Origin of the sequence: Rhodococcus sp. AQ5-07, assembly GCF_009707305.1 — a bacterium.
Lineage (GTDB): Bacteria > Actinomycetota > Actinomycetes > Mycobacteriales > Mycobacteriaceae > Rhodococcus_F > Rhodococcus_F erythropolis.
Genome location: NZ_CP046099.1, coordinates 5,379,707 through 5,392,348, shown reverse-complemented (window position 1 = coordinate 5,392,348; position 12,642 = coordinate 5,379,707). Strand labels below are relative to the sequence as shown.

General features: G+C 58.3%; 6 protein-coding genes and 3 rRNA genes. 2 read left to right on the top strand and 7 right to left on the bottom strand.

Annotation, left to right across the window (positions count from 1 at the left end; genetic code table 11):
- The first annotated feature begins 137 nt into the window (after positions 1–137).
- Positions 138–1,259, top strand: a complete 1,122-nt coding sequence (locus tag GJB56_RS25110; RefSeq protein WP_019746669.1) for a GGDEF domain-containing protein — start codon at positions 138–140, stop codon at positions 1,257–1,259.
- Positions 1,260–1,273: 14 nt separating this feature from the next.
- Here GJB56_RS25110 and GJB56_RS25105 read toward each other — a convergent pair whose 3' ends face one another.
- The 4 genes from GJB56_RS25105 to GJB56_RS25090 form a co-directional block, all read right to left on the bottom strand.
- A complete protein-coding gene (locus GJB56_RS25105) occupies positions 1,274–2,071 on the bottom strand; it encodes an SDR family NAD(P)-dependent oxidoreductase (protein ID WP_020968280.1) in 798 nt (265 codons plus the stop codon).
- Positions 2,072–2,148: 77 nt separating this feature from the next.
- On the bottom strand, positions 2,149–2,847 hold the full coding sequence (locus GJB56_RS25100; protein WP_113682408.1) for a class F sortase: 699 nt from the start codon (positions 2,845–2,847) through the stop codon (positions 2,149–2,151).
- Between the two features lie 129 nt (positions 2,848–2,976).
- Positions 2,977–4,425: a hypothetical protein gene (locus GJB56_RS25095; RefSeq protein WP_230091069.1), complete on the bottom strand. Its 1,449-nt coding sequence runs from the start codon at positions 4,423–4,425 to the stop codon at positions 2,977–2,979.
- 619 nt (positions 4,426–5,044) lie between these two features.
- Positions 5,045–5,503 carry a carboxymuconolactone decarboxylase family protein gene (locus GJB56_RS25090; protein WP_113682033.1) on the bottom strand — a complete coding sequence of 153 codons (459 nt, stop codon included), beginning with the start codon at positions 5,501–5,503 and terminating at the stop codon, positions 5,045–5,047.
- Between the two features lie 49 nt (positions 5,504–5,552).
- Between GJB56_RS25090 and pdxR the strand changes: the two genes are divergently transcribed.
- Positions 5,553–6,944 (top strand): MocR-like pyridoxine biosynthesis transcription factor PdxR, encoded by a 1,392-nt coding sequence (gene pdxR, locus GJB56_RS25085; RefSeq protein ID WP_195849561.1) that lies wholly within the window; start codon positions 5,553–5,555, stop codon positions 6,942–6,944.
- A 280-nt stretch (positions 6,945–7,224) separates the two neighbouring features.
- Here the strand turns inward: pdxR and rrf are convergent.
- From rrf to GJB56_RS25070, 3 genes are all read right to left on the bottom strand, one after another.
- Positions 7,225–7,341, bottom strand: a 5S ribosomal RNA gene (gene rrf / locus GJB56_RS25080).
- 152 nt (positions 7,342–7,493) lie between these two features.
- A 23S ribosomal RNA gene (locus GJB56_RS25075) occupies positions 7,494–10,628 on the bottom strand.
- Between the two features lie 347 nt (positions 10,629–10,975).
- Positions 10,976–12,493 (bottom strand): 16S ribosomal RNA (locus GJB56_RS25070).
- The 16S, 23S and 5S rRNA genes sit together here, the layout of an rRNA operon.
- Positions 12,494–12,642: the final 149 nt, after the last annotated feature.

Genomic DNA, 12,642 nt, shown 5'->3' with positions numbered 1-12,642 from the left:
CAGACATTCGGGTCGCCGATCCGAACATCTCGGTCCAACACGGCATCGATCCAGCTAGCATTGCAAGGTGCCAGACAGAAGAGGAGTCAGTTCACGATGAACGGCGCACGCTCCCGCCATCGCAGACTGACGCACTCATGACGTCGCAGATGAAGTCCATGAGGACCCTGACCCGCGAGTGGCTGGCCCTCCCCGATCAATACGACCGATTCACTCGCTATCTCCGCGACAACGGCCTCACGACCGCCACCCGGCTATTACTTGGCATCATTGTCATCGGACTGGGCGTGTGCGCACTACTCAACAGATTCAGTCCGGCCGGTCCGACAAGCACGATTGCGCTGTTCTTCAACACTGTTGTCGTGATCTCGTGCTTCATGGTCGGAGTCTCATGGTGGGTCTTCGGCCCGACAAAGCGCCGCTCGTTCGGTTTCGTAGTCTTCTGCGACATCGCAGTCACAATTTCCGTACTTGGAGATTCCTCGCAGCTTGCGCGATTACTTACCTGTGTCATCTACGCGCTGATCGGTATCTACATCGCCTATTTTCACAATCCGAAGTTGCAGATCGCACACCTGACCTTCTCGGTTGTGATGATCGTGGTGGCTGCGCAGCCGATCCTCTTCGGGCCGGAGCGAGATCCTGCGCTCGGTGTTTCGAAAGTGCTGGTTGTCGTCACCGCACTCGTGGTTTGTGCGTTCATCTCGCAGATCGTGCTGACGATGCTCAGCATGGACGCGTCCAGCTCCGACCTCGATCCCCTCACCGGGCTCCTGAACCGTCGTGGCCTCGACCGCCACGTCGAGAAGGTACTCGCGGAGTTCCAGCGTCAGGAATCGGCGGCACTACTCGTGATCGCGATCGACATCGACCGGTTCAAGACGATCAATGACGTACACGGTCACGACGTGGGCGACCGCATAATTCTCCGGGTTTCACAGCGGTTGTCCGCCTGGGCACATGCCGATGCTGTTGTCGCACGGGTCGGCGGCGACGAATTCATCCTCGCTCAAAGACTTTCCGTGCCGGCCATCGGCCCGATGCTCGACTCGATCGGACCGGCAATGCACTCGAATACCGACGAGATACCGTCGACATCGAGCATCGGAATCGCCGTGCGTACCCACAAATTCGTCGCCGGAGAAGAGCGTGCAACAGCGTTCACCGACATGCAGAAAGTCGCCGATTCGGCGATGTACGAAAGCAAGAGACTCGGCGGCGGACGTGTTCACACGATCGTCACCACCGCGAGCAGGTAGCAGTACGTGAGTTCTCAGTAATAGACCGGCCCCGGCACTCCTCCACCCGCTGCCACCGCGTCACCGGTGATCGCGATGCTTCGCGGCGATGCCAGGAAGGTCACGACATCAGCCACCTCTTCGGCGTCGATGATCCGGTGTATCGAATTCGTCGCGATACCCCGCTCCACCTCCGCCTGCGAGCGGCCGGATTCTTCCGACTCGCGCGCAATCCGCGCGGTCAACCTCTCGGTCCGCGTCACGCCCGGATGGACGACAGTGACGTTGATTCCCTTGGGGCCCAGCTCGTCTGCAAGATTCTTGGTCAGCGCAGACACACTGACGTTGCGGATCGTGTGGGCGATCGAGGTTGCCTGTCTGGCGCCCAAACCGCTGATGTTGATGATCCGACCCCAACCCTGATCGATCAGATACGGCGCCACAGCACGCGCAGTGCGCAGGTAGCCGAGCACTTTCACTTCGACTTCGTCGCGCACGACGTCGTCTGTGGTCGCCTCGAAATCCGTCGGCTTTCCGGCGCTGAACGGAGTCGCTGCCGAGTTGACCAGAATGTCGACGCCGCCGAACTCCTTTACTACTTGCCGCACCGACGCCTGAACCGCATCGTCGTCTCGCGTATCCGTCATGACTCCGATCGCACGAATTCCGAACTCCGAAACCAAATCTCGTGCAACGCTTACGACGGTTTGCTCAGTGCGCGCGAGTATCGCGATGTCGACCCCTTCAGCAGCCAGACCTCTGGCGATTGCCAGACCGATCCCCTTGCTACCACCGGCAACGATCGCACGCTTTCCAGACAGGTGAAGATCCATACCTGCGACACTATCCAACAGGCGATCCCCGATCTCTACGAAGAGGGATCGGGGACCGACTGGATTGTTTCTGTGTCTCAGACCATCAGATCCGCGTACAGGTAGACATTGTCGGCGTAGTTACCCACACCGTCCTCGAATTGCAGTTCGCCGCCGCAGGTTACGACTGCCAACTTTCGAGGGCCATCCGGGCCGGCCAGCACGCTTTCCTCCACGCCATCGGCCTTCGGGCGTGTCGTCACCGCAGTCACCTTCCACGACGTGCTCTTGCCCGTCGCGTCGGATGTACGGATCACTTCACCCGGTTCGATCGTGCCCAGGTCGAACAGTGCACCGTTACCCTGGCCGGCCAAATTGACATGTCCGGCAATCAAAGTCGTGCCGGTGACCGAGTCGAGCGAGGCGCCGTCGAGCCAGATTCCGACGTTCTTGACGTTCTCCGGCGGAGTGAGAACTCCTTCCGGCACGGTGGCGTCCACGATCGACGCCTGAACACCGACCGGGTCGAGCGAGAGGGTGTTGGGAGTCATCAACTCATCCGAAGGCGCTGCCGGATTCGCAGAGTGCGACAGGACAACTCCCGGACTCGGCGGGATCGCAGCATCGTCATCGGAGGATCGCAGGCCGACGAAGGCCATGGAAGCACCAGCGACCAACACCGCGATGAGAGCCAGAATGAACGCGACACGACGCCCTTTGCCTGGCCTCGTGGGTTGATCATGGTTGGGATCGTCGTATGGATTGGATGGATTGGGATCCGACTCGTACATGGTCATCGAACTGTCTCCTGCGGGATGAGGCACCCCCGGCGCCTCTTGCGAATTGACGCCCCCTGCGTCTGATCTGTGTCGGCACCGATCACACAGCCTGTGATCGGTGCCGACGTCTACTACATCTGCCTGGCGTCAGGAACGCTTGCGGCGGAGAGCAACTGCTCCGGCGGCAGCCATTCCGACAAGCCCGAGGCCCGTCACTGCGACGGCAACGTTACGGCCTGAATTCTGTTCAGCGGCACCACCGTCGATGGCAACCGGGCGAGGTCCGGTAGCCGGCTTCGGAGCGGACGGCGCCGGAGCAGCGGGAGTTGCAACCGGCTGCGACGGAACAGGCGCACCCGGAACTACGGGCACGACCGGCACAATCGGAACGATGGGCACGATCGGAACAATCGGCACGATGGGCACAATCGGAACGACCGGAGTTGCAGGCGTCGTGGTTGCCGGTGTCGTTGTTGCCGGTGTCGTCGTTGCGGGTGTCGTCGTGGGCGCTGCTGCATATCCGACGCTGGCAGACGCATTCATCAACGCCGGCCGAACGGTGTCGAACGACGCGAAGACCTGGCACTGTGCGCCTGCCGTGTTCCAGTGCAGGTTCTCGACCGAATCCGGAATGACGCTTGCGGTCACGGAGTAGTCACCGCCGTCCGCAGCGGTGAGGCATAGATCCACGGCAGTCGGTGCGTCGCCGCGGCCGTCGACCGTCAATTGGTTTGCACTCAACGTTGCCTTGGCGTTGTCGCCACAGACGGTGAGTTCGGTGCCCGCCGAGGACTGAACATTGATCGGCTTCCGGTACATATTCGTGTTCAGGGTGAATACGGCAGTCTCGCCTGCCTTCAAAGTTCCCGTCGCGGGCGTCTTGCGAACGAGGTCGAGCGTCTGCGTGACGTTCATGATCTCGACGATGCGAGCTCGCTCGTCGTCGCCGATGTTCCTGTCGCACAGGCTTTTGAAATCGGCCATCAGCGGATTGTCGTAGTCCGAAACGCACCACACCAGCGTCTGCCGCGCCGAACGTGCATCCTCACTGCCATTTCCCGAAACGACGCCGTCGAGCTTGGCGGGATTCTGCAGCAACCAACTGATGACAGCGAGATCGTCGGCTGACAGATCGGGATTGCCCGATGACGGAACCGTCGCACCCATCTCGTCGTTGTGCTTGTCCACGGGCAAACCGTTTTCGTCGACGCCGGCACATGGATCGAGATCGAAGTCCGTGCAGTACATCCATTCCGACTTCGCAATTCCGTCGACGTCGCGGACACCGCAGACCGGAGCATCCACCGCGGCCGATGTACCCCGATCGGTGGTGCCGTACATCGGCACGATGTTGCCGTCGTTGAAGTGATCCAGCCGAATGCCGGAGATGTCGAGCATCTGCTCTGAGGGCGTGTACTCGGTGCCCTCACACAACCCGGCGGTGAACGCCGGAGCAGCCGCGGTTCGCACCGGCATCGGCGCGGACACAGCTGGTGAAGCAAAAGCAACGCTACTACCGGCCACCGTTACGGCAATAGCTGCAGTTAGCGAGAGCCGGAGAACAAGCGGCCTACGCCGTGAACCAGACACAGTCATCAAAGCTTCCCTTTCAAGACATTTCGGTAGCGGGAAGGTTGCTTGGATTCCCAAGGCCACGCCACCCAGCGCTCACTTCCGAGAGGATCGGCTGATCGCTTTTGGCAATCAGCCAGTTACTAGATGGCAATGTAGTGCATGTTTCAAGAAAGTCCACCCGATCGTCGAGCCCTCGTACGCAGCTTGAACCTCCGGACGACGAGTTAGCCAACAAGATGACTGCACCTTTGTCCAACCGCACAACTATCGCGATCAACTCAAAATCGGCTCACGTAACCGGGGCGTTCCCGGCATTCCTCCGGCGCTAGCCGGTCGGTAACTCGGACATTCTGGGGAAACTCACAGGAAGGGGGGTTTTCAGCGCGCACACAAAAGAAGGGGCCCGCAATGCGGACCCCTTCACCGGAACTTCCAACCGAGACTGCTTTGTCTGGATTCAGACAACTTGCAGATACTCGGAACAATCTACCGATTCACAAATGTGATTTGCCTCACAGCTAGAGAATCTGTTGGTTTTGTTCACAGTCTTAACCAATCTTTTAGTCCTCTTTGTGGCGATTACCCGGATCTCCGACGGCGGAAATCTGCCCCCGACAGAGAGCGGAGTACGAGCCTCGGATCAGTCTCGGACCGGAGGCGCCTTCCTTGTGGTAACCGCAATGCGATTCCACGCATTGATCGTGAAGATGACGCTGATGAGCTGGGCCAGTTCCTCGTCCGAGAATTCGCCGGCCGCCTCGCTGTACACCTCGTCCGGAACGAAACCGTCGGTAAGGACTGTCACGGCCTCGGTCAAGGCGAGTGCGGCGCGCTCGCGATCGGAGTACATCCCTCGCGCTTCTTCCCACGCGTTCAGTAGGTAGAGCTTCTGCTCCGTCACGCCGACCTTTCGGGCGTCGCGAGTGTGCATGTCCAGGCACCATGCGCAATGATTCAGCTGCGACGCACGCGTGAGGACCAGCTCGACGAGCGTCGGCTCCAGTCCCTTGCGCGCAGCGGCATCCAACGCAATCATCGCCTTGTAGACCTCGGGTGCCAGCTTTGCGATATCCAGTCGTTGTCCTGTTGCTGTAGTCATACTCAAACCGTAGCCCCGGAAAGACCCCGAAACATGGTTCAATCCGGTGATGAATTCATGGGCCAATCTTGGGTTCGATCTGCATATCGAGCTGCCACAGGGAATCGGGGTTCGCGCTGCGCTGCTTCAGACGCTTCGCGACGCGATCGACAGTGGACTGTTGAAGCCCGGCACCAGACTCCCACCTTCCCGCACCCTCGCACTCGATCTCGGAGTTGCCCGAAACACCGTTGCGGACTGCTACGCCGAGCTCGCCGCCGCTGGATGGCTTGTCACGCGGCCGGGTTCCGGAACCGTCGTCGCCACGCTCGCCAGCACACACAGTCGCGAGGTCGATCCATCACCGACCCGACGGCGCTTGACCTACAGCCTTCTCCCCGGATCACCGGACGCGTCGGCGTTTCCCCGGACTGCATGGATTTCGTCCGCCAGACGTGCTTTGACCACCGCGCCGACCGACGCTTTCGCGACCAGTGATCCCAGAGGCCGAGTCGAACTCCGAAACGCCCTCACCACATACCTGAGCCGCACCAGAGGCGTTCGCGTCGATCCGAGCCGCATTGTGATCAGTGCCAGCTCGGGTCACGGGATCTCCCTCCTCGCCCGTGCACTCGGAGGAACGATTGCGGTCGATGCTTTCTGCCTTCACCTGCACCGACAGTTGCTCGTCGACGAAGGACTGCTGACAATTCCCATTTCGGTCGACGAATCAGGCACTTGCACAGACGAATTGGCGTCAACACCTGCTGAGAGTGTTCTGCTGACGCCGACGCATCAGTTTCCCCTCGGAGGTCCCCTCACGCCGGCGAGGCGCGCGACCGCTCTCGAATGGGCCTCGACTACCGGTGGCGTCATCATCGAGGATGACTACGACGGCGAATTCCGTTACGACAGAAAACCTGTCGGCGCACTCCAAGGAATCGCGCCGCAGCACGTTGCATACCTCGGCACTGTCAGCAAGACACTGTCGCCGGCCATTCGCATCGGATGGATGGTGTTGCCGGACAGGCTGATCGAACCCGTCCTCGCAACAAAGGGACCCTACGAACGCTGGGTAAGTTCAACGGATCAATTGACCTTGGCAGACTTCATCGAATCCGGAAGATTCGACAGCCATATTCGAAAGATGCGTACCTCTTATCGACGACGACGCGATCAACTGGTTGCGACCCTTGCGCAGCAAGTACCCCGGGTCAGGGTCGAGGGGATCTCCGCGGGTCTTCACGCTGTGATCCGCCTTCCCTCCGGCACCGAACAATCTGTTCTTGCGGCGGCGCAGGCGCGCGATCTCGGGCTCGAAGGGTTGTCCGTCTTCCGACATCCCGACGTATCGTCAGTCGGCGGTGACGGCATCGTCGTCGGTTACAGCACGCCGACGCAGTCGCAGTACTCCAGGACGCTGGATGTGCTCTGCGAGGTGCTGCAGGCGGCTCTGCGATAACGCCTGTCGGATCTGCCCATCCGCTCACCTGCCCTGCCCTGCCCTGCCCTGATGGAGTGAACGTACCGTTCATCTCGTTAGAGGCGGTGAGAGTGTCGTTCACTCGATCCCGGACGGGGTGGTGAGCCGGCCGTGCTCGCTCGTGATGGTGTGAACGGTACGTTCGGTCGATCTGAGGCGACGGACGTGCCGTTCGCTCTGAGAGTGCGGGATGTTTCGGGGTGTTTTGGGTATGAGAAAGCCCCCCAACCATCACTGGTTGGGGGGCTTCTCAAGTTGTGTTCGGCGGTGTCCTACTCTCCCACACCCTGTCGAGTGCAGTACCATCGGCGCTGAAGGGCTTAGCTTCCGGGTTCGGAATGGGACCGGGCGTTTCCCCTTCGCTATGACCGCCGTAACTCTGTGAAACTGTCACAGTAACCAACCTGTGATCCAGATCCTCCACACACCCACCACCCGTCAATATCAAGGGGTGATCGATGATGGATGATCGAAATCAAGGTATCTGTGTGTTGTTTCAGATACCGCACAGTGGACGCGTAGCTTCTTTGTGGTAAGTCCTCGGCCTATTAGTACCAGTCACCTGCATGCATTACTGCACTTCCAGTTCTGGCCTATCAACCCGGTGGTCTGCCGGGGGCCTTACCCCCTCGAGGGGGTGAGAAACCTCATCTTGGAACAGGCTTCCCGCTTAGATGCTTTCAGCGGTTATCCCTTCCGAACGTAGCTAACCAGCGGTGCTCCTGGCGGAACAACTGGCACACCAGAGGTTCGTCCGTCCCGGTCCTCTCGTACTAGGGACAGCCTTCCTCAAGTTTCTAACGCGCGCGGCGGATAGAGACCGAACTGTCTCACGACGTTCTAAACCCAGCTCGCGTGCCGCTTTAATGGGCGAACAGCCCAACCCTTGGGACCTACTCCAGCCCCAGGATGCGACGAGCCGACATCGAGGTGCCAAACCATCCCGTCGATATGGACTCTTGGGGAAGATCAGCCTGTTATCCCCGGGGTACCTTTTATCCGTTGAGCGACACCGCTTCCACTTGCCGGTGCCGGATCACTAGTCCCGACTTTCGTCCCTGCTCGACCTGTCAGTCTCACAGTCAAGCTCCCTTGTGCACTTGCACTCGACACCTGATTGCCAACCAGGCTGAGGGAACCTTTGGGCGCCTCCGTTACATTTTGGGAGGCAACCGCCCCAGTTAAACTACCCACCAGGCACTGTCCCTGAACCAGATCATGGTCCGAGGTTAGAGGTCCAATTCGATCAGAGTGGTATTTCAACAACGACTCCACGATAACTGGCGTCACCGTTTCACAGTCTCCCACCTATCCTACACAAACCGAACCGAACACCAATACCAAGCTGTAGTGAAGGTCCCGGGGTCTTTTCGTCCTGCCGCGCGTAACGAGCATCTTTACTCGTAATGCAATTTCGCCGAGTCTACGGTTGAGACAGCTGAGAAGTCGTTACGCCATTCGTGCAGGTCGGAACTTACCCGACAAGGAATTTCGCTACCTTAGGATGGTTATAGTTACCACCGCCGTTTACTGGGGCTTAAATTCTCAGCTTCGCTCCCGAAGGAACTAACCGGTCCTCTTAACCTTCCAGCACCGGGCAGGCGTCAGTCCGTATACATCGTCTTACGACTTCGCACGGACCTGTGTTTTTAGTAAACAGTCGCTTCTCACTGGTCTCTGCGGCCCCACCCAGCTCAGACAGTAAATGTCGTCACCAAACAGGGCCCCCCTTCTCCCGAAGTTACGGGGGCATTTTGCCGAGTTCCTTAACCATAGTTATCTCGATCGCCTTAGTATTCTCTACCTGACCACCTGTGTCGGTTTGGGGTACGGGCCGTGTGAAAGCTCGCTAGAGGCTTTTCTCGGCAGCATAGGATCACTGAATTCGCCTCAATCGGCTACGCATCACGTCTCAGGCTATGTGTGACCCGGATTTGCCTAGGTCACGCCCTACACGCTTACACCAGTATTACCACTGACTGGCTCAGCTACCTTCCTGCGTCACCCCATCGCTTGGCTACTACCAGATCAGGTCCCATGCATCCACCAACTCGAGACCCGAAGGTCTTCTCGTGGCTTCAGGATGGTTAGTATCACTGATTCACCATGGGCGCGTTCACACGGGTACGGGAATATCAACCCGTTGTCCATCGGCTACGCCTGTCGGCCTCGTCTTAGGTCCCGACTCACCCTGGGCGGATTAACCTGGCCCAGGAACCCTTGGTCATTCGGCGGACGAGTTTCTCACTCGTCTTTCGCTACTCATGCCTGCATTCTCACTCGTGTGGCCTCCACGGCTAGGTCACCCTGCCGCTTCCATGGCCACACGACGCTCCCCTACCCATCCACACACCTGCCCAACACTCCGCAGAGTGAAGGGGGGCTATTGCGTGAATGCCGCAGCTTCGGTGGTGTACTTGAGCCCCGCTACATTGTCGGCGCAGGATCACTTGACCAGTGAGCTATTACGCACTCTTTCAAGGGTGGCTGCTTCTAAGCCAACCTCCTGGTTGTCTTCGCGACCCCACATCCTTTTCCACTTAGTACACGCTTAGGGACCTTAGCTGGCGATCTGGGCTGTTTCCCTCTCGACTACGAACCTTATCGCCCGCAGTCTCACTGCCGCGCTCTCACTCACCGGCATTCGGAGTTTGGCTGATTTCGGTAAGCTTGTGGGCCCCCTAGACCATCCAGTAGCTCTACCTCCGGTGAGAAACACGCGACGCTGCACCTAAATGCATTTCGGGGAGAACCAGCTATCACGGAGTTTGATTGGCCTTTCACCCCTACCCACAACTCATCCCCTCAGTTTTCAACCTAAGTGGGTTCGGTCCTCCACGACGTCTTACCGTCGCTTCAACCTGGCCATGGGTAGATCACTCCGCTTCGGGTCTAGAGCATGCCACTACGATCGCCCTATTCGGACTCGCTTTCGCTACGGCTACCCCACACGGGTTAACCTCGCGACATGCCACTAACTCGCAGGCTCATTCTTCAAAAGGCACGCCATCACCCCCAACAGTAAACTGTTCGAAGGCTCTGACGGATTGTAAGCGCACGGTTTCAGGTACTATTTCACTCCCCTCCCGGGGTACTTTTCACCTTTCCCTCACGGTACTAGTCCGCTATCGGTCACCAGGGAGTATTCAGGCTTATCGGGTGGTCCCGACAGATTCACACCAGATTTCACGGGCCCGGTGCTACTTGGGTTTCCATTACAACAGTCACAAAGTTTTCGTGTACGGGATTCTCACCCTCTACGACAGGCCGTTCCAGACCACTTCCACTAACCCTGTGATTTCTTACTGTTGGCCTGCTCGGCAGAACAGACAAAATGAACCCCACAACCCCACGAATGCAACACCTGCCGGCTATCACACACCCATGGTTTAGCCTCTTCCGCTTTCGCTCGCCACTACTCACGGAATCACGGTTGTTTTCTCTTCCTGTGGGTACTGAGATGTTTCACTTCCCCACGTTCCCTCCACACGCCCTATATATTCAGGCGCGGGTAACACGACATCACTCGTGCTGGGTTTCCCCATTCGGACATCCTCGGATCACAGCTCGGTTGACAGCTCCCCGAGGCTTATCGCAGCCTCCTACGTCCTTCATCGGCTCCTGGTGCCAAGGCATCCACCGTACGCTCTTCATTACTTACAACAAAGATGCTCGCGTCCACTGTGCAGTTCTCAAACAACACACAACCCCAGAACTCCCGTGAGCACCAGCCGAACACCAACCAAGTCACCTCAGTTACCTATTCGCGGTATGACCCACATTCCAGTGTTGTCGTTACTTCCTAGAGAGGAAACACTCGCGTGTTCTCTCAGGACCCAACAGTATGTCGATATATTGTTCGTCGGCCTCCCACAGAGGAGAAACCGTACGACGATCAAGTTTGTCAGCGTCCACCCATGAGCTCCTGCCGGACCACAAGTGGATCCGAAACAGGCTCTGCCAACCAACCATCCACCTGTGTGGATATTGGATTGGAGAATGCTCCTTAGAAAGGAGGTGATCCAGCCGCACCTTCCGGTACGGCTACCTTGTTACGACTTCGTCCCAATCGCCGATCCCACCTTCGACGGCTCCCTCCCACAAGGGGTTAAGCCACCGGCTTCGGGTGTTACCGACTTTCATGACGTGACGGGCGGTGTGTACAAGGCCCGGGAACGTATTCACCGCAGCGTTGCTGATCTGCGATTACTAGCGACTCCGACTTCACGGGGTCGAGTTGCAGACCCCGATCCGAACTGAGACCAGCTTTAAGGGATTCGCTCCACCTCACGGTCTCGCAGCCCTCTGTACTGGCCATTGTAGCATGTGTGAAGCCCTGGACATAAGGGGCATGATGACTTGACGTCGTCCCCACCTTCCTCCGAGTTGACCCCGGCAGTCTCTTACGAGTCCCCACCATAACGTGCTGGCAACATAAGATAGGGGTTGCGCTCGTTGCGGGACTTAACCCAACATCTCACGACACGAGCTGACGACAGCCATGCACCACCTGTATACCGACCACAAGGGGGGCCACATCTCTGCAGCTTTCCGGTATATGTCAAACCCAGGTAAGGTTCTTCGCGTTGCATCGAATTAATCCACATGCTCCGCCGCTTGTGCGGGCCCCCGTCAATTCCTTTGAGTTTTAGCCTTGCGGCCGTACTCCCCAGGCGGGGCGCTTAATGCGTTAGCTACGGCACGGATTCCGTGGAAGGAACCCACACCTAGCGCCCACCGTTTACGGCGTGGACTACCAGGGTATCTAATCCTGTTCGCTACCCACGCTTTCGTTCCTCAGCGTCAGTTACTGCCCAGAGACCCGCCTTCGCCACCGGTGTTCCTCCTGATATCTGCGCATTTCACCGCTACACCAGGAATTCCAGTCTCCCCTGCAGTACTCAAGTCTGCCCGTATCGCCTGCAAGCCAGCAGTTGAGCTGCTGGTTTTCACAAACGACGCGACAAACCGCCTACGAACTCTTTACGCCCAGTAATTCCGGACAACGCTTGCACCCTACGTATTACCGCGGCTGCTGGCACGTAGTTAGCCGGTGCTTCTTCTGCAGGTACCGTCACTTGCGCTTCGTCCCTGCTGAAAGAGGTTTACAACCCGAAGGCCGTCATCCCTCACGCGGCGTCGCTGCATCAGGCTTTCGCCCATTGTGCAATATTCCCCACTGCTGCCTCCCGTAGGAGTCTGGGCCGTGTCTCAGTCCCAGTGTGGCCGGTCACCCTCTCAGGTCGGCTACCCGTCGTCGCCTTGGTAGGCCATTACCCCACCAACAAGCTGATAGGCCGCGGGCCCATCCTGCACCGATAAATCTTTCCACCACCCACCATGCGATAGGAGGTCATATCCGGTATTAGACCCAGTTTCCCAGGCTTATCCCGAAGTGCAGGGCAGATCACCCACGTGTTACTCACCCGTTCGCCGCTCGTGTACCCCGAAAGGCCTTACCGCTCGACTTGCATGTGTTAAGCACGCCGCCAGCGTTCGTCCTGAGCCAGGATCAAACTCTCCGTTGAAGACTCTAGATTTCACAGCCGAAACTGCTAATCAGTCATAGACAAAAAGAGTCAAATCACTAGCAAAAAACTCAACTAGCAAAAAATGTGTCGGCAACCATTCAGACGGAAGAATGAACAATCACCGACGAAAAATACTCACACCCCGA